Source organism: Sorangium sp. So ce281 (assembly GCF_051527395.1).
Classification (GTDB): domain Bacteria; phylum Myxococcota_A; class Polyangia; order Polyangiales; family Polyangiaceae; genus Sorangium; species Sorangium cellulosum_B.
This window is the reverse complement of sequence record NZ_CP150322.1, coordinates 10,017,991-10,039,818: the sequence shown is the minus strand read 5'-3', so window position 1 is coordinate 10,039,818 and position 21,828 is coordinate 10,017,991. Positions and strand designations below refer to the sequence as shown.

Genomic DNA, 21,828 nt, shown 5'->3' with positions numbered 1-21,828 from the left:
TGTCTGGACGGCTCGACCGAGGAGGCGAGCTGGCCTGCGGCTCGCGTCCAGCATCAAGCCGGATCGACGAGCACGAGCGGCCTCAGCCGCTTCAGCGACCGCCGGCCCAACCCCTTGACCCGGAGCAGGTCATCGACCTTCCGGAAGCGCTTGAGCCTGGCTCGCAGCGCCAGGATCGCGGCCGCCTTCGCCGGGCCGATGCCGGGAAGGCGCCGGAGGTCCGCCTCGGTCGCGAGGTTCAGCACGACCTTTCCGTCTGCGGTCACGCCGCCGCCCGCGGGAGCGCCGGCCCCGCCATCGCTGGGCGGCGGCGGCTCCACCGCTGCAGCCCCCGCGTCGGCGCCGGGCTCGGAGCTGCCCTGGGGCGGCGGGCTTCCGGCGGAGCCGAGCGGCGCTGGATCGACGGCGACCATCGCCAGCTCCGCGGTCGGGTCCGGCGGGCGGGCCGCGTCTGTCGGGCGGGCCGGGAGCAGGCTCAGCGCGTGCCCGGAGCCCACGAGCGCCAGCGCGAAGAACCCCGCAACGTAGGCCGCGACCTTGCCGCCCAGCGCGGTCCAGGCCGAGTCCCTCAGCGCTGCCAGCGCCCGCTCTCGCCACGGGCGAATCACCTCGTTGTCCTGCGCTGCATCCGCCGGCCCGGCGGGCGAGCCTGTCCCCTTCGATGTCGCTTGCATCGTGCCGCGTCTCCTTCCGGTCTTCCCGTCTCGTGCCAGGGACGTCGCCCTCCGCGCACCCGCGCGCGGCGTTCGTCTCCTCGGCGTCGCCGCCACCGCCAAGCGAGCGGCGTGCCGGCGCGCGCTTGCCTGGAAACCCGAGCAAATCCCGGGTGGGAGGCGCTCCGGGCCCTGGCGCCGCCATGGCGGAGGCGCGCGGCGCGGTCGACCTCGCCGCCGGGCGGCCGAGCGCCGTGTCTCGAGCGAGAAGCTCGGCTACCATCAGCGCCCCGGGCGCCCCGCGACCGGCGGCATCCACCACCGCCGCGAGGCGCTCTCACCACGAGGTCTTATGCCCCACGATCCCCGTCGCTTCGTTGATCCCGGCCCCGCGGGGCGCTCGCGCCGAGGCTTCCTCGGCGGGCTCGTCGCCGGCGCAGCGGGCGCCGCGCTCCTCGGCCCGCGCGCGGCGTTCGCCGAGGCGCCCCTGAGCCTCGCGGCCGCGCCGCCCCCCGGCTTCACGCCGCTCTCCATTCCGGGGAAGATCGTGAAGGTCACGAAGGCGAACACGATGCAGCCGAACGGCCTCTGGCCCGACGCGTCCGCGGCGAAGGTGATGCTCGAACGGGCGATGGCCGAGCTCACCGGGAAGGCCGATCTCGGGGCCGCCTTCGCGCGGTTCGTCCACAAGGACGACCGCGTGGCGATCAAGACCAACGGGATCGCCGGCCAGAAGGGGGCGACCATGGCCACCAACAAGGAGCTCGTGCTCGAGATCGTGCGCGGGGTGATCGCGGCGGGCGTCCCCGCGGAGAACGTGGAGATCTTCGAGCAGTACCCGTCCTTCCTCGCCGGCACCCGCTGCGCCGACCGCAGCGCCAAGCCGGCGGCCGAGTTCCCGGTCGGGATCCGCGCCGCGGTTCACGAGAACAAGGACGCGGTGATGCCGAGCATCTCGGTCTGCGGCATCCCCACCAAGTTCGTGCGCCCGTTCACCCAGGCGACGGCGGTGATCAACGTCTCGCTTATCAAGGACCACTCGATCTGCGGCTATACCGGCTGCCTCAAGAACATCACCCACGGCGCGACCATCAACCCGCACTCCTTCCACGAGCACACCGCGAGCCCGCAGATCGCGGAGCTCTACGGGCAGGACGTCGTGAAGAGCCGTGTCCGCCTGCACATCACGGACGGCTTCAAGCTCATCTACGACCAGGGTCCGCTCGACAAGAACCCGAAGCGGCGCGTCCTCCACGAGTCGGTCTACGCCACGACCGATCCGGTCGCGATGGACGTGATCGGCTGGGGCGTGGTCGAGGCGTGGCGCAAGGAGAACGGGCTGCCCACGCTGAAAGAGGCGAGCCGTGAGCCTTCGTACATCCGCATCGCCGGCGAGCTCGGTCTGGGCGTCTTCGACAAGAATAAAATCGCGATGCGCGAGGTCCGACTGTAGCGGCGCCGCGGAAACCGCTCGCGGGGCTGCCAGCCGAGGCTCGTGTTGCCCATGCCCCGCTCCAGCTCGCTTGCGCGTTCGTTCCTGCGTGGGGGGATCGCGTCCGCCGCGGCCCCTCTGCTCGTCTCCCTCGCGGTCACCGCTTGCAGCAACAGCCCCCCGCCGAGGGCGCCGGGGTTGCCGCCGACGCCGGACTCGGTGACGCGCGAGAACCCGGGGGGCGATGCGGCAGACCCGGAGCGGGCCGCGCTAGAGCGGCTGCTCAACGAGCCGTGGGGCCGACGCCAGGACCGCTTCAAGACGCTCGACGTGCCCCTGGTCGACTGGCGAAGCTGGCGCGGGTTGCGGATCTGGAGCCACCCGACGCGCGCGACCTTCCGGTACGGCGACGAGCACTACGCCGCCCTGACGGTCCTCTACACGAGCACCTCCGGGCCGAGCGATCCCGACAGCTGCCTCGACGAGTTCTGGGCGAAGCACGCGCCGCTCGCCGATGGCTACGGCGTGCGGCTCGGGGAGGCGCAGATCATCCGCACGACGCAGGAGATCGACGGCGAGGTGCGGCCGCTCGTGTTCAAGGTCCTCCAGGGCAGCGTCGAGTCGGTGCTCGCGAGCGACGAGTATGTCGGAGCGATCGCCGTCTACGAGTCGTGGCCGGGGACCTGCCTCATGGCCGCGATGGCCGTGAAGTCGACCCAGCACCCCGAGCTCGCGCGCCGGGTGCGCGACCGCTGGATCGACGAGGGCGCTCCGAAGCTCAAGTGGACGTCCGGTATCACCGAGGCGCCCACGACCAGCGCGCGGTAGCGGCGCCGCCGCGCCCTGGCGATGGCCGGCGATGCGAGCGCCAGGGCGGCGTCGCGACGCCCCGCGAGATCACGGTCCCCCGGGCGCCGGGCTCTCCGCGGCCTCGTGCGACCACGGCGCGCCCTGAGCCACGCTGTGGAAAACAACGCAGGCGGCCGCGATGAGCAGGCCGACGGCGACCATCCACGGGACCCGGAGCGGCGGCAGGACGCGGCTGTCCAGCACGACCTCGCTCTGCCGGTCGCACGAGGCGGAGGCGGGCTCGACGGCCGCGTCCGTCGCCGTGGGGCTGCCGAGATCGTTCGCCGGCGCCGCCAGCATGGCGGCCATGGTCGTCTGATCATCCATCGCGCAGCGAAGCGGGGCCGCGACCGCGCCTATCGCGCTCCGCTTCACGATGGCGCTCCGCTCGGAGGGCGGCGGGACGGGGATCGCCCGCGACGACTCCGACGACGGCACGGAGGCCGGCACCTGCACGATCGCGGAGAACGCTTCCATCATCTCCTTGCCCGACTGGAACCGCGCCTCCGGCTCGAACTCGAACGCTCGGGCGAAGAACGCGTCGACCCCGGGCGGGAGCTCGGGCGCGAGCGCGGACGCCCTCGGGAACGACGTCTGGCAGATGTGCCTGACCAGCTCATTGATGTTGGCGCCCGCGAACGGACACTGGCCGGTGATCGCGCGGTAGAGGATCACCGCCATCGACCAGAGATCGCTCCTGTAATCGACCTGCCTGGGCGCCATGGTCTGCTCGGGGCTCATGTACCTGGGCGTCCCGAGGACCATGCCCGTCTTCGTGATCCGATCGCGCGAGCAGGACGACTTCGCGACGCCGAAATCGACGACCTTGACCAGATCGTCGCCCGCCGAAGACGTGATGAAGATGTTCCCCGGCTTCAGATCCCTGTGGATCACCCCCGCGGCGTGGATCGCGTCGAGCGCCTTGCCGAGCTGCGTGAACAAGGCCGTCGCCTGCGGGAGCGGGATCCGCTCCTCGCGCTCGAGGCGGCGATTCAGGTCCTCTCCCTCGAGGTACTCCATGACGATGAACGCGCAGCCGCGATCGACGCCGTAATCGTAGGTCTCGATGACGTAGGGGCTCCGGACGCGCGCGGACGCGCGGGCCTCGCGCTCGAAGCGGGCGATGAGCTCGGGCTCCGTCGCCGCGAAGCTCCGGATGAACTTGATGACGACCCGCCGCCTGAGCTTGATATCGAAGCCCAGCCACAGATCACCCATCCCACCGCCTCCGAGTCTGCGCTCGAGACGGTACTTGTCCATCACGGCACGACCTTCAGCAGTCTCCTTCATGGCTCCGCACCTGCCACCCAATGCTCTAGCCTGGGACAAGTGATCACCTGATTCCTGTCGAAGGGTCCACCCCCGATACTACGCCTGATCAAACTATAGAGCAATCCGTCCGGGCGGTGAGCCGAAAACGTCCCGAAACAGAGCGCAGCTCACAATGAATGAGCCTACTGCGCCGAAGCGCGCGTGGCGCGTGTGTGACTCTATGTGACTTGATGTGACTTGAGGTGAATCGATGTCCGTCGAGGTGCGGCAGACTGCGATTACAGGACGTCGAAGGGGTAGGCGCGATCCGCATAAGCTCGCACCGCGATGGCCTTGCGCAGCTCGTCGTCGTTCTTCTGGAAGTCGGCGACGTGCTGCCGCAGCCGCTTCTGCGCCATGCCGGTGAACACGGTCGTGAGATCGATCTCCCGCCGTGCGCCGTCCTCCCCGCGCCGCTCGATGGCCCGGGTCGTGCGCGAGATGCACGCGGCCACGCAGTAGAGATCGATGGCCATCTCCGCGATGCGGCGCTGCGCATACTGCATCTCCGCGATCTCCCTCCCGTGCTTCCGGAGCATGTCCTCGCTGTGGGTGGCGAGCTCGGCGGTGCATTCCTCGAAGATCACCGCCTCCCGGCTGAGCAGCGGGTGCGCCTTCGACATCCGCTCGCGCCCGAGCACCGAGCGCGCCTTGCGGAGCGCGAAATCGCTGAGCAGCCCGAAGCCCTTGATGGGCTCTCGCATCGCCTTCGCGACGTCCGCGAGCGCCTTGCCCGGGCCGCTCATCCCGGAGAGCGCCATGAAACAGCGCAGGATCTCGTTCGTCCCCTCGAAGATCATGTTGATCCGCGCGTCGCGCAGGTGCCGCTCGTAGGGGTACTCCTCCATGTAGCCGATGCCGGCCGCGATCTGGAGCGTCTCGTTGACCACGAACCACAGGGTCTCGCTCCCCATGACCTTGCAGATCGCGCTCTCGATCGAGAAGTCGGGGACCTTGGCGTCGACGAGGCTCGCTGTCAGGTACGTGATGGACTCGAGCGCGTACGTGTGCGCGAGCATCGTCGCGATCTTGTCCTTGATGAGCCCGAAGTCGCCGATGCTCCGGCCGAACGCGCGCCGCTCCTGGACCCGGTCGAGCGCCAGCCGGATCAGCGTGTTGCACGCGCCCACACACCCCGCCGAGAGCCCGAGGCGCCCGTTGTTGAGCACCTCGACGGCGACCTTGAAGCCCTTACCTACCTCGCCCAGCACGTTCTCGCGCGGGACCTTCACGTCGTCGAAGAAGAGCTCCGTCGTCGAGGAGCCGCGGATCCCGAGCTTCTGCTCGTTCGGCCCGTTCTTCACGCCCATGCTCCGCTCCACGATGAAGGCGGTGAGCTTCGGCTTCTTGCCCTCCTCGAGCGCCGAGGTCCGGGCGAACACCGTGAAGACGTCGGCGAAGCCGCCGTTCGTGATCCAGATCTTCGACCCGTTCAGGGTGTAGTACGAGCCGTCGGCCGACATCTCGGCGCGCGTCCTGATCGCCGCGGCGTCGGAGCCGGCGCCCGGCTCCGTCAGGGCGAAGGCCGCCATCCACTCGCCGGTCGCGAGCTTCGGGAGGTAGCGCTGCTTCTGCTCCTCCGTCCCGAAGAGCTGGATCGCCTTGAAGCCGATCGACTGGTGCGCGCCGAGGGTGACGGCGATCGACGCGTCGAGCCCGCCGATCTCCTGCATCACGCGCGCATACGCCATGTTGCTGAGGTTGACGCCGCCGTGCTCGGCCGGGATCTGCAGGCCCATCAGGCCGAGCCTCTTCATCTCGGCCAGGAGGCCCGGATCGATGGTGTGCTCGCGGTCGATCCGGCTGCTGTCGACGCTCGACGCGAAGAACCGCCGCACGCTGTCGAGCATCATCGACGTCGTCTCCCGGTCCTCGGCGGGCATCTCGGGGTACGGGAAGATGATGTCCTCGGCGATGATGCCGTGGAAGAGGGCCTTCATGAAGCTCTGCTCGATCGTGGGAGGCATCGGACCGTCCTTTCCTGGAGCAGGCCGCTCGGCCTCCGCGGGAGCGTGCGGCGCGCCCGGCCTGCTCAGTGCGTCTTCCTCGGCGTCCGCACGGACTCCGCTGGGCTCTCGTCCTTCACGGGCCCTCCGGCCTCGTCCACGACGACGGGCGCGACCGCGCCCCGCGCGCTCGCGGCGGGCGGCGGGGCGGCGCCCCGGGTGCTCGCGGGGGGCGGCGGGGCGGCGCCCCTGGCGCTCGCGGAGGGCGGCGGGGCGGCGCTCCCGTCCCGACCCGGCGCGCTGGACGCGGGGACGGGCGTGGGCGTGCCGGGGCGCGTGGGGTGCGGCGTGACCGTCGGCGGCGCAGGCGTGTGCCCGGCGCGCTCGCTCTCGCGCTGCCACGGGTACTTGATGCGCCCGTGGTACATGTTGACCAGCGTCGACGCCATGCGGCTCGTCATGATGCGCAGGTCCTCGATCGTCAGCCCGGATTGATCGAGCTGGCCAGACGCGAGCTTCGAGAACATCACCCGCTGGATCATCTCCTCGAACTTCTTGTGCTCGGGCGGCCAGATGGTCCGCGACGCCGCCTCGATGGAGTCGACGAGCATCAGGATGGCCGTCTCCTTCGTCTGCGGCTTCATGCCGGGATAGCGGAAGTGCTCCTGCGTCAGGTCCTTCGGGTTCCCTTGCTCGACGCACTTGTGCCAGAAATACTCGACGACCTGCGTGCCGTGGTGGGTGTACGCGAACTCGACCACCGGCTCGGGGATGTTGCCCTCGCGCAGGATCTTCGTGCCCATCACGACGTGCGCCATGATCGCGTCGGCGCTCACCTCCGGATCGAGCTCCTCGTGCGGCGATCGCTCGCCGGGCGGGAGGTTCTCGATGAAGTACTTGGGCTGCACCGTCTTGCCGAGGTCGTGGTAGTAGGCGCCCACGCGCGTCAGCAGCGCGTCGGCGCCGATCGCCGCGGCCGAGGCCTCGGCGAGGTTCGCCATCGCGCGCGCGTGCTCCCAGCTGCCCGGCGCCTCCGCCGCCATCTTCTTGAGCAGCGGCTGCTCCAGGTCGGTGAGGTCGAGCAGCTTGTCGCGGGGCACGTGCCCCATCGCCCGCTCGGCCGGCTCCCTCAGGCTCCGACCGAGCACGCCGACGAGCAGCCCCCCGCCGACGCAGGCGAGCACGTTGGAGCCGAGCCAGCGCTTCAGATCGGCGCCGAGATCGAAGCTCCCCTCGAACAGCACGGTCAGCGCGATGAACCCGATCGCGCCGGCGATGCCCGCCAGGCTGCCCGCGACGAGCAGCTGCCGCGAGCCCTTGCGCTTGAAGAAGAACATCGTCGCGGCGATGCCGCGCACGAGCAGCACCGACAGGAGCACGACGTCGAACCGGAGCAGCGACGACGCGATGAACGCCACCCCGACCTCGACGAGGAACGCGGTCCGCCGATCGAACGCGATCGCCACCCAGAGCGGGAGCGCCGCGACCGGCATCCAGAACTCGGGCAGCGCCGTGAAGAGCAGGAGGACCTTCGCGACGATGAGCGAGCCCGTCATCAGGACGAACATGCCCACCTGCGTGCGGAGCAGCCGCACCCGGTTCTGCCCGAAGCGACGCAGGTAGACCGTCAGCATCAGGCAGACGATCAGGTAGATGGCGTACATGCTCGCGAGGCGCGCGCCGAGCCCGGGCCGCCGCATCCGCCGCACCGTCTCGTACGCCATCGCGGCGTCGTGATCCTCGTTGTGCTCCGAGAGGACCGTGCCGCGCGGCACGATCACGCGCCTGTGCTCGTACGAGAGCGTGAAGCTCCCGTCGTGCGTGTCGCGCACGATCCGCGGACCGTACGGGACGCGCAGCGTCACGGGCGCAGGCATGCCCATCTCGGGGCTGAGCGCAGGGATGAAGAGCTCGCCCACGCCGAGCACGGCGAAGCACGCCGCGAAGAGGGCGCTCAAGACGAAGCCGGCGAGGGGACCTGCCCGGATACGCGTGCGCAGCATGGAACCGCTCGGTCTCGTCCGCTGGTGCAGCCTGAGAAATGGTTGACAGGGCACGCTCGCGCGTGTCCCCGCCTCCACCGGACGACCGCGAGGGCCGCCGATGTCAATGTGTAGGCGGGACCCTAGCAAAGAAGCAAGGCCGAGTCAGCGGCGCGCGGAGCGTGGGGGGGGGCTCCCGGCGCCGCGCGCCCCTGCTTCCCCTTGCTTCCCCTTGCTTCCCCTTGCCTGATTGCCTCCGTTCTCTGCGTTCCCTCCGTTCCCTCCGTGCCGTTTCTTCCCCATGGTTCGCGCTGAGTCCCCGCCCGAGCGTGGGGCGGCCGCCGGGAAGCCGGCGCCCGAAGCGAATGTGGACGCCGGTGCGCCGTCCAACGCCGGCGCCCGTCGGCCCAGCCGGCGGTTGGTAGAGCGCGACGCGCCGGACCCCCCCTCGCGATGTTCCAATTGCTCCTGGAAAACATCGATTCGAGCAGACAATTGCCGTTCGGCGCAAAAGTTGCTACCCACAGGAAATGTCCCCGCTGCGCATGCTGCTCGAACGCCGCAGGAGCGTGGTGATCATGGGGGTCCTGAACCGCACGCCGGACTCGTTCTCCGACGGCGGTCGCTTTGCGGATGAAGGTACGGCTCTCGCGCAGATCGATGCGATGCTCTCCGAGGGGGCAGACATGATCGACATCGGCGCGGAGTCGACGCGGCCGGGCGCGCGGCCCGTGCCGGATGACGAGCAGATCGCGCGCATCGGCGGGAGCGTGCGCGACGCGGTGAAGAGGGGAGCGGTGGTCTCCATCGACACGACCTCTCCCGCCGTCGCGGCGCGCGCGCTCGACGATGGCGCGGCCGTGGTCAACTCGATCTCGCTCGACAGCGCGGCGGAGCTCGGCGCGCTCTGCGCTCGGCGCGGGGCGTCGCTCGTGCTCATGCACAGCCGCGGCCCGATGTCGGCGATGGCCGGCTTCTCCGCGTACCCCGACGACGCCTACGGCGACGTCGTGGCCGACGTGGCCCGCGAGTGGTCGAGCGCCGCCGCGCGGGCGCTCGAGGCAGGCTTGCCAGAGGGCGAGCTCGTCCTCGATCCGGGCCTCGGCTTCGCGAAGAACGCGCGGCAATCGCTCGAGCTGTGCGCCAGGCTGCACGAGCTCTGCGCCCTCGGTTTTCCCGTGCTCGTCGGGCCGAGCCGCAAGTCGTTCCTGGCGCGCGCCGCGACCTCGGAGGCCGCGGCGCGAGGCGGCGGCGGGGAAGCGCCGCTCGCGCCGCCCCCGGACCGCCTCGGCGGCACCGTCGCCGCCGCGATCGCGTGCGCCGCGCGCGGCGCCGCGGCCGTCCGTGTCCACGACGTCCGCCCCGTGCGCCAGGCCCTCGACGTGATGCGCGCGATCGAGCGCGCGGGCGCCGGCGACCGTCGGCGCCCGGACGGCCCCGTCGCCCAGGGGGCGCGCGGCGATGGTTGAAGGGTTCCTCCGCCTCTTCGCGGTGAGGCCGGCGACGCAGGTCATCCGGGACTTCTTCGACATCTTCATCGTCGCCTACGTCGTCTATCGCGCGCTCCTCGTGCTGCGCGGCACCCGCGCGATGCAGATGGGCCTCGGGCTCGGCATCGTCTTCCTCATCTATCTCGGGGCGAAGATCTTCGGCCTGACCACGCTCCTCAACCTCCTCTCCTGGCTCCTCTCCTCGATCATCCTCATCGTGGTCGTCGTCTTCCAGAACGACATCCGCCGCGCCCTCATCCGCGTGGGCGGCAGCAACTGGTTCACGAGCGGACGCGAGCAGCAGTCGCGCGTCATCGACGAGGTCGTGGCCGCCGCGACCGAGCTCGCCCGCCACCGCATGGGCGCGATCATCGCCTTCGAGCAGGACGCCAACGTGCTGGAGTTCGTCAAGAGCGAGGGGATCCACATCGACTCGGTCGTCACCCGAGAGCTGCTCGTCTCGCTGTTCGTCCCCGAGTCGGTGAACAAGCTGCACGACGGCGCGGTGCTGATCCGCGATCTCAAGATCGCGCGCGCCGGCGTCTTCTTCCCGATGCCGGAGACCAAGATCCTCGACGCCAGCCTCGGCTCCCGCCACCGCGCCGCGCTCGGGATCACCGAGGAGACGGACGCCGTCGTCGTCGTCGTCAGCGAGGAGCGCGGCACGATCAGCTTCTGCTTCAGCGGCAACATCGTCTCGAACCTCGACGGCCAGTCGCTGCGGCACGCGCTGCTCGGGCTCTTCGGCCGCTCGTCGCGCAGGCGGCGCTTCGCCAAGAAGGTCGCCCAGGTCGGCCGCGCGAGCCTCCCCACGCCGGCGGCGCGCGGCCCCGCCGCGGGCGCGACGCAAGGCGCCGGGCAGGCCCACGAGCCCGGCAAGCCCGCCGCCGCGAAGCCCGCGCCGATCGAGGCCAAGCCTGCAGCGCCGGTCTCGAAGACGTCCTCGATGATCAAGGCGGCCGTGGACCCCGACGCGCGGCCGATGGCGCGGATGTCGACGTCCACGCCGATGCGCTCGGGCGCCGAGGCGCGCACCGCGACGGGATCCAGCGCCGACCTGCGCGCCGCGCCCGGGGCCGGCGCCGGGGGGACGGCCGCGCCGCAGGACGCGGATCGCCCGTCCGAGCGCGGCCGGGCGGCGGTGGTCGACGTCCCCGCGGCGGCCGCGACCGACTCCCCCGTCCCGTCGCAGCGCACCTTCGTCCCGACCGGGCAGGTCGCGGCGACCGCCGCATCCAAGGGGAGCGCGGAGGGAATGCCCCCGCGAGATGAGCCATGACGCTTGCCGGCATCCGCGAGGCGCTCCGCTCGGCGCTGCTCGACAACCTCGGCCTCAAGCTGCTCTCGATCACCTTCGCGCTGTGCCTCTACGCCTTCATCCACGGCGCGGAGAACGCGCAGCGCACGCTGATGCTCAGCGTCGTCTCGATCCTCCCGCCCGAGTCGAGCAACCGGCAGCTCATGACCCAGATCCCGAACGAGGTGGCCGTCACGGTGCGCGGCTCCCGGACGCAGCTCGACGACCTGCGCGCCGAGAGCCTCGGGACGCTGCGGCTCGATCTCCGTAACGGCACGGTGACGCACATCGATCTCGACGCCTCGATGTTCCACGTGCCGGCCGGGCTGATGGTCGAGCAGATGTACCCGTCGACGATCGAGCTCGGCTGGGACGACGTCGTCGTCCGGGCCATCCCGGTGCACGTCCCCCGCACCGGGGACGTCGCGCAGGGGTTCCTCGTGAAGGGGATGATCTCGGTCGAGCCGCCGATGGTCAGCGCCCGCGGCCCGCGCTCGGTCGTCGACGTGATGCAGCTCGCGCGCACGGCGCCGTTCGACGTCAGCGGGCTCACGGAGGGCACCTACCAGCGGCAGCTGGCGCTCGATCGGCCGCCGAAGCTCGTGACGTACAGCGCCGAGAGCGTCATGGCGACGCTCGAGATCGGGCGCGAGCTCGCCACGCGCACGTTCGAGCGCAAGGTCGAGGTGATCGGCATCCCGCGCGCGACGGTCGCGCCGGCCGTGGTGCAGGTGAGGATCACGGGGACGCCGGAGGACGTGGGCGCCGTCAACGCCGACGCGATCGTGGCGCGCGTGGAGCCCAAGGCGGCGAGCCTCGATCTGAGCCAGCCGGGCAGCGACTTCCTCGACGTGCTCGTCGACGTTCCGCGCGTCACCGCGGAGGTCAACCCGTCGAAGGTCATGGTGAAGTGGTGAGCGCGGCGCGCTGACGCTCCGCCGCCGCGGACGTCAGCGCGAGGGGACCACGAGCTCGCCCCGCGCGAGCCGCGCGGACGGCGCCCTCGTCGCGCCCGGGATCCTCGCCGCGGCCTGGCTCACGGCGAGCGCGCTGCGCCGGCGTCCCGGGACAGCCCGAGCTCGCCGAGCAGCGCGCGCAGCTTCTCGGGCCCGCGCTTCGGATCGGCGAGCTTGACGATGGCGTAGCGCTCCTCCTCGGTCAGCTCCGCCAGGCGCCCGAGCGCGCCCTCGTCGAGCGCGCCGTCCGGGCCGAGCCGGTCGCGCAGCCGCGCGCTGACGCTGTCCGGATCCCAGGCCGCGCGGCGCACCGGCGCGCCGGCGAGGGGGGCGAGGGCGACCCCGGCGCGCTCCGCGAAGCCGCGGAGCACCTCGGCGTAGACGGCGACGTCCTCGTCCGTGTCGGCCGGCAGGTGACACAGGGCGAGCCGCTCCGCGCGCGACAGCGCCTGCCACCCTGCGAGGGAGATCTTGATCCCGGCGAGGTCCAGCTTCCGCCGCACCGAGAGCGGCACACAGTCGAGCAAGGCGTGGACCTCGCCCTCGAGCGCGAACTGCCTGTACATGGTGGCGCCATTCTATACCCGCTGCCCGCGCCCCGGGCGCTCCGCGAGCGCGGCGCTGCCAGGAATGGGATGCGCGCGGCGGTTGCGCTAGCCTGCCGATGTGCGCCGCTCCGGGGTCCTCACGACGCTGCTCGCGTTGCTCACGCTCGCGTCGCTGACCTCGAGCGCCCACGGCCAGGTCGCGCCGTCGGCGGCGGCGCCGGTGCCGCTCGATCGCGTCGTCGTGCGCTGGCACGCGCCGGAGACGGGCGGCGTGCGCCGGCCTCGGTTCATCTTCGAGCGGGAGCTCGCCTTCGAGGCCCGCATCGAGGCGCTCGCCGATCCCGACGCGGAGCCCGGGCTGTACCGGGACAGGCATGTCCGCGCCGCGCTCGACAGGCACATCGCGGAGACGCTGCTCGCCAGCCTGCCGATCTCGCCGGCGCCGACCTCGACCGAGGTGGCGCAGCGGGCCGAGGCCGCCCGGATCGCGCTGGAGCAGCGCGCTCGCGGCCGCGCGCGCCTCCTCGCCGCGGCGGCCGCCGAGGGGATGAGCTCCGACGAGCTCGACGCGCTGCTGCGCCGCCAGGCGCGCGCGAGCTTGTACCTGGATCGCATGGTCGCGCCGATGCTCGAGCCCACCGATTTCGAGCTCAAGATCGTCCTGCGCTCCGGCGCCACGCCGTTCAAGGATCAGCGCTACGAGGAGGTCGCCCCGGCGCTGAAGCGCTGGGTTGTCGGGCAGCGGCTCGCCCAGGCGCTCGACGCGTACTACCAGAACGCGCGGGCCCGGGTCTCCTTGAGCATCATGCCCGCTCGCTGAGCCGCGCCGAGCGACCGGCGAGCTGCGCGCCACGCCGAGCCGCGCGACCGAGCGGCAGGAGAGCAGAAGTCCATCTAGCGGGTCGATTCCACCTCTCGATAGCGGAGGACAGCACCAGAGATGGTGAAGAGGGCTCACGAGCCGTTGTGCCTGCGGAGGATGGCGGCCTCTCTTTCAACAACTCAGGCGCTCGGCGCGGCGAGCCGGTGGCATCGCGGCGCGCGCCGCGACCGCGCCCGGAGGCCCGCCAGGCACCAGCCGGCCTCGCCGAAGCAGATGGGATGTCTCGGGGCGACAGCGCAACGCCCTTCCTGGACAAGAACATGTCCACCCGCGCTGCACTGCAATCGAGACTGACCCGCTCTGGATCTGCGTCGCTCGTTGCGCCGTTGCGGCGCGACGCGTTATCCTGTCGACCGAGGGCGATCTGCCTGCGCGGCCTGCGCTCCGCGGCATGGTCCTGCGCGCGTGCGCAGGATCCGCTCGCTAGCGCGGCGCGTTCGGTGCGCCGGCGAGCGTCAATTGACGCTCAGCGGGGCCGACGGCTCGCCCTGGGTTCAACCCAGGAGAGAGACGCGCACCGCGGCGACGCCCCGGCCGGGTGTCGACATGAAAAGCCAGGTTCGAGGTCCCGAAACACGCGGCACACCGTCGCGCGCGGCGGCGCCATCGCGCTGCGAAAGCGCAGCTGGCCGGGGCTCGCCAATGCAGCCTTCCTGTCCGTGTCACGCGCGCGGCGCGCACCCGGTAACGCACCAGGGTGCACCCGTGAATTCTTCTGGCAACACTTCAGCCAGCGCGAGAGCCAGCGCGAGCCTGTTTTTTGCGCATCGCGTCATTCCAGGCCCCCGTTCCAGGCCCGAGGAAGAGCGCGGGCCCTGCTTAATCGAGTGATTTCGATTACTTAATAATAACGCACCGCAGAAGATGACAAACTGCTGAAGGGTGTTCGGAGACCTTTGACATGAACAGAACGTTCCTGTTAACTGTGCCCCCCGCGGGCCCCGCATGTGTGGCAGCGGGTGGCTCTTTCCTACAGAGTCAACTTGGATTCTCTTGACAGGCCACTTCCTCTGCCGCGCTTGGCCATCTGGCCGAATCACCTCCCATCACCCCAAGCACACTCCCAGAGAATGGATAGGAGCGTCGTTCGATGACATCACTTATGAGAGACAGGTCGTCGGTCCCCAGCAAGCGAATCGCGGGTCGGCGCGCCGCTGTCCGAGCCCTCGGGCTACTTTCCGTCTCCGCCCTTTGCCTCACGGCGGCGCCGCGGTCGGCTCACGCGGTGGGGAGCGAGAATTTTGAGTGGCACTGGTACTCACGCCTCGGCATGGCGTGGTCCCCGACCCTCGGGCAGAACATCCAGGGCGCGTCCCTGAACCTGCTCAAGTATGGCATCGGCGGCCGCTACGAAGAGGGCGACTACTCCGAGCCGTCGTTCGTCGCGCACGTGGTGAAGGGCGCGACGCCGGATGACTTCTACGTGAAGTCCGAGATGACCTTCGCCATCTGGAACCAGTACGGCGGGCCGTTCATGCAGCCCGCGTCGAACGGTGGCCAGTCGATCACGGTGCAGTTCAACCAGGCGTACATCGAGGCCGGCAACTTCCTCGTCCCGGGCCTCAGCGTCTGGGGCGGCGCGAAGTTCTTCCGCGAGCAGTACGCGCCCATCGGCGACTACTTCTACCTCGACGACCTCAGCGGCCAGGGCGGCGGTATCAAGTACGGCGGCCTGCAGCTCGCGATCCTCGGGTATCGGGATTTCGAGGTCGAGGGGACCCCCGGGCACACACCCCCCTTCTACAACTTCGCCACCGGGACCGATCGCTTCCGCACCATCTTCGCCGGCAACTACAAGGCGGAGTTCGGCGGCGAGGCCAAGCACCACGTCAAGGTCCACGGCGAGTTCCATGTCCTGCCGGCCGCCAAGCGGGGCGAGGGCATCGCGGTGCCCGATCCCCTCGGGAAGGCGGACTTCGGCGGCGTCATCGGCGCGAAGCTGCACCTCGGCCTCGGCCAGGGCAACTTCAGCGACACGGCGGTGCGCTTCGGCACCGGCATCGCCAACGGCGCCGCCGGCGGCTCGAAGACGTACGAGACCTGGGGCGCTCCGAACGACGAGGGCACCTACGCGGGCTCCTTCGGCATCGAGGCGGTCGAGCACCTCGGCTTCCGGCTCGGCGACGCCGCCGCCCTGGAAGGTCTCGCCACCTTCCACTACACGAAGGCGGCGTACGAGGCCGTGGGCGCCGCGCCCCCCACGGCCCTCGAGAAGCAGATGGACTTCTCGGTCCAGGCGAACGCCACGATCTTCGCGCACAAGAACTTCCACCCCGTCGTCGAGGCCTCGTTCCAGGGCCGTAAGGACGGCGACGGCGAGATGGGCACCGCGGTCAAGGTCTCGGTCGTCCCGACCCTCGTGCCGACGGGCGAGCTGAGCGCCGGTGCGCGTCCGCACTTCAAGCTCATCTACTCGCTCGCCATCTACAACGAGGCGGCGAAGAATCAGGCGATGTCCGGCTACCTGCAGCGGACGGGCGCCGGGCAGCCGCTCCCCGGCGGGGCGCCCGGGGAGACCACTGGGTCGACGATCGGCCAGTACATCGGTGCCCGCACCGACTGGTACTTCTAGACCGCTCGGCGCTCGAAGCCGCCGCTCCCTTCCGTTCCCTCACCCACCCTCAGGCCAGCGCCCCGGCGCCGCGATCGCGGCGCCGGCGGCGCGCCTTCACGCCGTGTCGCTGCGCGACTCGCTCGCGATCTCCTGCGAAGCAGGCCCGGCGTCGTCGTCCACCGGCCCCTGGGCCTCGTGGTAGTGGTGCGCGAACGAGCGCGCCGCGCGGCGCGCCTTCAGGAACTCCGCGAACGCCGTCAGCGTGTCGAGATCCCGCGGACCGAGCGCCTCGGCGATGTCGCGGAGGTTCTTGCGCAGGCTCTCCACGCTCTTGCCGCGGCGGGGCTCTCGCGTCTCCTCGCGCTCGCGCGTCGGCGGCTCCACCGCAGGGGCCGCCGGGACGACCGGCTCCGGACGAGACGGCACCTCCGGCACCCACAGCGGGCGAGGGACCGGGTTCAGCGCGTGGGCGCTCAACCACGCCTCCATGAAGATCCGCAGCCGCTCGCTCCGGAACGCGAACCAGCGCTCCCGCTCCGGACCGTAGGACATCAACACATCCTTGAAGCGACGGAACGCGCCCTTGCCATCGATCGCCTGGCTGAGCTTCGCCTGGAGATCCATGTCTTCCACCATCGGGATGTAGCGCTCCATCCACCGGTACTGCTCGCGCGAGCTCACGGGATCGATCCGGAGGTAGTTCGCGTCCGCCGCGATGCGCGCGTGCATCTGCGGATCCGCCACGCCGTCGACCACCCGCAGCACGTCGCCCGTGCCGAGGTGCAGGTACGAGTGCACCTCTGGGGCGTTGTTCTCGAAGGCGTCCTCCAGCGCCTCCCAGTCGATCGGGATGTCGCGAACGGCCGTCCCGCCGGCTGAAGCATTCTCGGTAGTCGGCATGTCCTCCTCGTCTCCATCGAAAGCAGCGAGGCGGCGGTGGGCTGGCCGCGCGCCTCGGTTCAAGTGCACCAAGTTTGAACGGAAATGCGCCGTCGTCATAGCACTCTACGCTGGTTGGGGGCTTCTGGGCCTAACTCTCGCAACCTAGGGTTGATTCCTTGATCCGGAAGCCCGTTCGGCCGCCGAGCCGCGGCGCGATGACGGCTCGGGAGAGAGCTTCGGAAGACCTGGTTCAAGCGGAAAACAGCGTGGAAATTCAGGGGAATCGGCGAGTGCTCAGCTGCGCTTCGAGCGCGCGCGGGCGACGGCGTCGGCCCAGCGGTGGAGGTGGGCGGATCGAGCCGCTTCGCTCATCTCGACCTGGAAGCTCTGCCCCACACGGGACATGCGGGCCGCGTCCTCCTTCGTGAGGAAGAGGCCGGCGCCGACCCCGGCGAGCATTGCCGCGCCTCGCGCCGTCGTCTCCAGGTCGGCGGGGCGCTCGATAGCGACGTTCGCCACGTCCGCCTGGAACTGCATGAGCAGGTCGTTCGCGGCGGCGCCGCCGTCCACGCGCATCCGGCGCAGCGGGTGGCCCAGGTCGTCGGCCATGGCCCGCACGAGATCCGTCACGGAGAGCGCGATTCCCTCGAGCGTCGCGCGGGCGAGGTGCGCCGCGGTCGTGCCGCGCGTCACCCCGGAGATGATCCCGCGAGCGTCCGGATCCCAGTAGGGTGCGCCGAGGCCCGAGAGCGCCGGGACGAACGTGACGCCCTCGCTCGAGGGCACGCTGCGGGCGAGCGCCTCGATCTCCGCCGCGCTCTTGATGAGGCCCAGGCCGTCGCGGAGCCACTGCACCGCCGCACCGGCGATAAAGGCGCTTCCCTCGAGCGCAAAGACCACCTCGGAGCCGATCTTCCACCCGACGGAGGTGAGCAGGCCGAAGCGGCTCCTGAGCGGGCGATCGCCGATGTTGGCCAGCACGAACGCGCCGGTGCCGTAGGTGCACTTCGCGTCGCCCGTCGCGAAGCAGGCCTGGCCGAAGAGGGCCGCCTGCTGGTCGCCCGCGATGCCGGCGATCGGGATGCCGTCGGGCAGGTGTGGGAAGCCGCGAGTCGCCGCGATGCGGCCCGCCGAGCCGACGATCTGCGGCAAGAGCGGGCGCGGGATCCGGAGCATCGCGAGCATCGCGTCGTCCCAGCTCAGCGACGCGAGGCTCATGAGCAGGGTGCGCGACGCGTTGGTGACGTCGGTCGCGTGCACCGGCGAGCCGCCGGACGCGTCGCCCGAGAGCCGCCACACGAGGAAGCTGTCGATGGTGCCGAAGCAGAGCTCGCCGCGCTCGGCGCGCGCGCGCGCGCCGGGCACGTTGTCCAGGAGCCACGCGAGCTTCGTGCCGCTGAAGTACGGATCGAGCACGAGGCCGGTGGTCTCCTCGACCGCCTGCTCGTGGCCCGCGGCGCGGAGCTCAGCGCAGCGCACCGCCGTGCGGCGGTCCTGCCACACGATCGCGCGGTGGATCGGGCGCCCGGTCGCGCGCTCCCAGACGAGCGTCGTCTCGCGCTGGTTCGTGATGCCGATGGCCTTGATCGCGCTGCCGGCCACGCCCGCCGCCCTGAGCGTCTCGCCCACGGCCTCCTGAACGCTCTGCCAGATCTCCTCCGGGTCGTGCTCGACGAGACCCGGCTCCGGGAAGTGCTGGCGAAATTCGCGCGTCGCGCGGCCCAGCGTCGCGCCCGACGTGTCCATGAGGAGAGACGTCGTTCCGGTGGTGCCCTGATCGATCGCGAGGAGGTACGCGGAATCCATGCGGCCGACTAACGCGGCGGCATGTGGGCGCATAGCCGTTCCAGGCGGCGCCGCCATGAGATGCAGGGCCCGGTAAGCTAATCATCCGGTCAGGTATCCATGCGACAGCCGACGACAGCCGCCCCGGGCGGCCGAGCTCGGCGCAGGCGTTTCCAGCGGAGCGAAGGCGCATTTTGCGCGGCCCGGCACGGCCGCTTCCCGCGGCCGGCGCTGGACTTCGGCCGGAAAGATTGTCGGTCCGTGCCCGGCTGGGTAATCTGCCAGAACCGATGGCCCGCCTCATCCTGCAGACCGCCGAGGGCCAGCAGGCGATCGATCTGCGGCCCGTGAACTCGCTGGGGCGCCACCCGAACAACTCCATCCAGCTGCTCGACAAGATCGTCTCCAAGGAGCACTGCATCATCGAGCAGCGGGGCGATCACTTCGTCCTGCGCGATCTGGGGAGCCTGAACGGCACGTTCATCAACAGCGAGCGTGTCCGGGGCGAAGCGCCGCTGAAGCACGGGGACGAGATCGCCCTGGGGTCCACGCGTGGCCGCTTCGACGATCCGGCCGCCCCGGTCGCGCCGCCCCTCGTCCCGGGCTGGCCGCCCGTGGCCAACCACCAGGGCGCGGCGCCGGCGCAGCCGCCGGGCCACGGGTATCCGCCGCAGCAGCCGCAGTACCAGCGCCAGCCGGCGCAGCCGCCGCTCCCGGGAACGCCGGTGGCGCCGCCGGTGACGCGGCAGCCGTACGTGCCGCCGCCGCCGCTGGGCGCCGGGCCGGGCGGGACCGCGCCGCTGCCGGGGCGCTCGGGGGCGCACGGAGGCTCGTTCGTCGCGCAGGGCACCCGCATCGACGTGAACGATCAGGCCCGGCAGATCGGGACGCAGATCGCCGCGGTCGACAAGGGGTTCCTGGCGTTCGATCGGATCGCCAACGACATGAACCAGCTGCGCGCCGACTACGAGCGGCTGCGCCTGTCGCACGAGCTGTCCCGCGAGATCGCCGCCGAGCGCGACACGACGAAGCTGCTCGAGAAGATCCTCACGAGCGTGTTCAAGTTCATCCGCGCCGACCGCGGGGTGATCTTCCTGCGCAACGAGAACGGCGAGCTCACCCCGCAGGCCATGCAGCGGCGCGACGGGACGACGGCCCCGATCAGCGTGTCGTCGACGATCCTGAACCACGTCGTCCACGAGCGGGCCGCGGTGCTGACCCACGACGCGGCGATGGACTTCGCGGCGTCGAAGGGCAAGAGCATGATCTTGAACCGGATCAGCTCGGCGATCGTCGCCCCGCTGCAGCACAACAGCGAGGTGCTCGGCGTGCTCTGGCTCGACTCGGAGACGCTCGCGCAGTTCCAGCCCAAGGACCTCGAGCTGGTGACGGCCATCGCCTACCAGGCGGCGATGTTCATCGAGATCAACATCCTCGGGAAGAAGATCGAGAACGAGATCGTCACGCGCGAGCAGCTGCGCCGGCTGCTCTCGCCGAACATCGCCGAGCGCGTGCTGAGCGGCCAGCTCGCCGTGAAGCAGGGCGGCCAGCACGTCGAGGAGTGCACCGTCTTCAACAGCGACATCCGCGGCTTCACGCGCATGGCCGAGAGCAAGCGGCCCGAGGAGCTCGTCGAGATGCTGAACCTGTACTTCGAGCGGATGGTCGACACCATCTTCCAGTTCGAAGGCACGCTCGACAAGTTCATGGGCGACGGGATCATGGCGCTCTGGGGCGCGCCGGTCGCCCACCGGGACGATGCGGTCCGCAGCGTGGAGTGCGCCCTGAAGATGGGCGAGGTGCTCGGCGAGTTCAACCGCGAGCGGCTCGAGAAGGGCGAGCTTCCGCTCGCGGTCGGCATCGGCATCCACACCGGCCCGCTCGTCGCCGGGTACATCGGGAGCTCGAAGGCGCTCAGCTACACGGTGATCGGCGACGTGGCGAATACGTCGGCGCGGCTCTGCTCCATCGCGCTGGCCGGACAGATCGTCATCAGCGAGAGCACGTACGCGCAGCTCGGGGGAAGGTTCGAGACCGAGGAGCTCCAGCCCGCCAAGGTGAAGGGCAAGGACAAGCCGGTCACGATCTACAACGTCATCCGGAGCCGGCCGATGTCGCAGGTCCCGGCGAACGCCTTCATCCACGCCGAGCCGACCAACGCGCTCCCTGAATGACCGCGGCGCCTCGGCCGATCGGCCGGGGCGTGCGCGCGCGTCATCCCGTGGACGATGCAGCGCGGCAGCACAGCGCCGTAGCCGCCCGCCCGCTCTAGCGTTAGGGTCCGGGCCGTGGCTGCTTCGATCCTACCCTTTGAGAAACCTGTCGCAGAGCTCATCGAGAAGGTGCGGGAGCTGCGCGCGCTCGCCGCGGCGGACCCGCGGTTCGAGCCGGAGCTCGCCCAGCTCGAGGACAACACGGGCCGGCTGGCGCGCGAGATCTTCGCGGGCCTCACGCCGATGCAGAAGGTGCTGCTCTCGCGCCACGCGAACCGGCCGTACACGCTCGATTACATCAAGCGGCTGTTCACCGACTGGGTCGAGCTGAAGGGCGATCGGCGCTTCGCAGACGACTGCTCCATCGTGGGCGGGCTCGCGACGTACCACGGGCGGAGCGTGGTGGTGGTGGGCCACCAGAAGGGGCGCGGCGCCAAGGAGAACGTGAAGCGCAACTTCGGGATGCCGCACCCGGAGGGCTACCGGAAGGCCATCCGGCTCTACGAGATGGCCGACAGGTTCGGGCTGCCGATCCTGACGTTCATCGACACGATGGGCGCCTACCCGGGCATCGGCGCCGAGGAGCGCGGCCAGAGCGAGGCGATCGGCGCCGCGCTCGCCGCGATGGCGCGGGTCGGGGTGCCGATCGTGGCGACCGTCATCGGCGAGGGGGGCTCGGGCGGCGCGCTGGCGCTCGGCGTCGCCAACCGGGTGCTGGTGCTCGAGTTCAGCTGCTACTCGGTCATCTCGCCGGAAGGCTGCGCGGCCATCCTCTGGAAGGACGGCTCCCGCGCCGACGAGGCCGCGGCCCGGCTCAAGATCACCGCGCCGGATCTGCTCCAGCTTGGCGTCGTGGACACGATCGTCGAGGAGCCGACCGGCGGCGCGCACCAGGATCACGACGACGCCGCGGTGCGGCTCGACAAGGCGCTCTGGGCGACGCTCACGTCGATGGACGGGCTCGGGCCGGAGGAGCTCGTCGACGATCGGTACCGCAGGTTCCGCGGGCTCGGGTCGTTCGTGGGTTAGGCGGCGCGCCGCCCCGGC

General features: G+C 70.7%; 16 protein-coding genes. 9 read left to right on the top strand and 7 right to left on the bottom strand.

All coding sequences use genetic code 11. The features are described 5' to 3' along the window. Positions 1-53: 53 nt before the first annotated feature. Positions 54-674: a helix-hairpin-helix domain-containing protein gene (locus tag WMF27_RS38330; RefSeq protein WP_437763953.1), complete on the bottom strand. Its 621-nt coding sequence runs from the start codon at positions 672-674 to the stop codon at positions 54-56. A 331-nt stretch (positions 675-1,005) separates the two neighbouring features. On the opposite strand from WMF27_RS38330, the gene WMF27_RS38325 reads away from it, so the two are divergent. Together WMF27_RS38325 and WMF27_RS38320 are read left to right on the top strand one after the other, a co-directional pair. After that, a complete protein-coding gene (locus tag WMF27_RS38325) occupies positions 1,006-2,106 on the top strand; it encodes a DUF362 domain-containing protein (protein ID WP_437763954.1) in 1,101 nt (366 codons plus the stop codon). Positions 2,107-2,157: 51 nt separating this feature from the next. After that, positions 2,158-2,913 carry a hypothetical protein gene (locus WMF27_RS38320; protein WP_437763955.1) on the top strand — a complete coding sequence of 252 codons (756 nt, stop codon included), beginning with the start codon at positions 2,158-2,160 and terminating at the stop codon, positions 2,911-2,913. Positions 2,914-2,982: 69 nt separating this feature from the next. On the opposite strand, the gene WMF27_RS38315 is transcribed toward WMF27_RS38320, so the two are convergent. From WMF27_RS38315 to WMF27_RS38305, 3 genes are all read right to left on the bottom strand, one after another. Next, positions 2,983-4,194 (bottom strand): serine/threonine-protein kinase, encoded by a 1,212-nt coding sequence (locus tag WMF27_RS38315; RefSeq protein ID WP_437763956.1) that lies wholly within the window; start codon positions 4,192-4,194, stop codon positions 2,983-2,985. 290 nt (positions 4,195-4,484) lie between these two features. Further along, on the bottom strand, positions 4,485-6,212 hold the full coding sequence (locus WMF27_RS38310; protein WP_437763957.1) for an acyl-CoA dehydrogenase family protein: 1,728 nt from the start codon (positions 6,210-6,212) through the stop codon (positions 4,485-4,487). A 65-nt stretch (positions 6,213-6,277) separates the two neighbouring features. Beyond that, positions 6,278-8,194, bottom strand: coding sequence for an HDIG domain-containing metalloprotein (locus WMF27_RS38305; protein WP_437763958.1), 1,917 nt, complete (start codon positions 8,192-8,194; stop codon positions 6,278-6,280). Between the two features lie 509 nt (positions 8,195-8,703). Here WMF27_RS38305 and folP point away from each other — a divergent pair. From folP to WMF27_RS38290, 3 genes are read left to right on the top strand one after another with little or no spacing between them, the layout of a single operon-like run. Further along, the gene (gene folP, locus WMF27_RS38300; protein WP_437763959.1) at positions 8,704-9,642 is read left to right on the top strand and encodes a dihydropteroate synthase; all 939 of its coding nucleotides are present in this window, start codon (positions 8,704-8,706) and stop codon (positions 9,640-9,642) included. After that, complete coding sequence (gene cdaA, locus WMF27_RS38295) at positions 9,635-10,942, top strand: diadenylate cyclase CdaA (protein ID WP_437763960.1); 1,308 nt, start codon at positions 9,635-9,637, stop codon at positions 10,940-10,942. Before folP ends, cdaA begins: the two co-directional genes overlap by 8 nt. Next, a complete protein-coding gene (locus WMF27_RS38290; RefSeq protein ID WP_437763961.1) occupies positions 10,939-11,877 on the top strand; it encodes a CdaR family protein in 939 nt (312 codons plus the stop codon). The genes cdaA and WMF27_RS38290 overlap by 4 nt, the downstream gene beginning before the upstream one ends. 119 nt (positions 11,878-11,996) lie before the next feature. On the opposite strand, the gene WMF27_RS38285 is transcribed toward WMF27_RS38290, so the two are convergent. Then, positions 11,997-12,482: a nitrate reductase associated protein gene (locus tag WMF27_RS38285; protein ID WP_437763962.1), complete on the bottom strand. Its 486-nt coding sequence runs from the start codon at positions 12,480-12,482 to the stop codon at positions 11,997-11,999. A 100-nt stretch (positions 12,483-12,582) separates the two neighbouring features. Between WMF27_RS38285 and WMF27_RS38280 the strand changes: the two genes are divergently transcribed. After that, positions 12,583-13,284 carry a hypothetical protein gene (locus WMF27_RS38280; RefSeq protein ID WP_437763963.1) on the top strand — a complete coding sequence of 234 codons (702 nt, stop codon included), beginning with the start codon at positions 12,583-12,585 and terminating at the stop codon, positions 13,282-13,284. Positions 13,285-14,437: 1,153 nt separating this feature from the next. Beyond that, a complete protein-coding gene (locus WMF27_RS38275; RefSeq protein ID WP_437943416.1) occupies positions 14,438-15,919 on the top strand; it encodes a carbohydrate porin in 1,482 nt (493 codons plus the stop codon). A gap of 96 nt (positions 15,920-16,015) precedes the next feature. On the opposite strand, the gene WMF27_RS38270 is transcribed toward WMF27_RS38275, so the two are convergent. After that, entirely contained in the window at positions 16,016-16,801 is a 786-nt protein-coding gene (locus WMF27_RS38270; RefSeq protein WP_437943415.1) for a UPF0158 family protein, read from the bottom strand. A gap of 276 nt (positions 16,802-17,077) precedes the next feature. Beyond that, positions 17,078-18,622, bottom strand: coding sequence for a glycerol kinase GlpK (gene glpK, locus WMF27_RS38265; protein WP_437943414.1), 1,545 nt, complete (start codon positions 18,620-18,622; stop codon positions 17,078-17,080). 236 nt (positions 18,623-18,858) lie between these two features. Here glpK and WMF27_RS38260 point away from each other — a divergent pair, with 236 nt between their 5' ends. Beyond that, on the top strand, positions 18,859-20,742 hold the full coding sequence (locus WMF27_RS38260) for an adenylate/guanylate cyclase domain-containing protein (protein WP_437943413.1): 1,884 nt from the start codon (positions 18,859-18,861) through the stop codon (positions 20,740-20,742). A gap of 114 nt (positions 20,743-20,856) precedes the next feature. Then, on the top strand, positions 20,857-21,810 hold the full coding sequence (locus WMF27_RS38255; RefSeq protein ID WP_437325460.1) for an acetyl-CoA carboxylase carboxyltransferase subunit alpha: 954 nt from the start codon (positions 20,857-20,859) through the stop codon (positions 21,808-21,810). Positions 21,811-21,828: the final 18 nt, after the last annotated feature.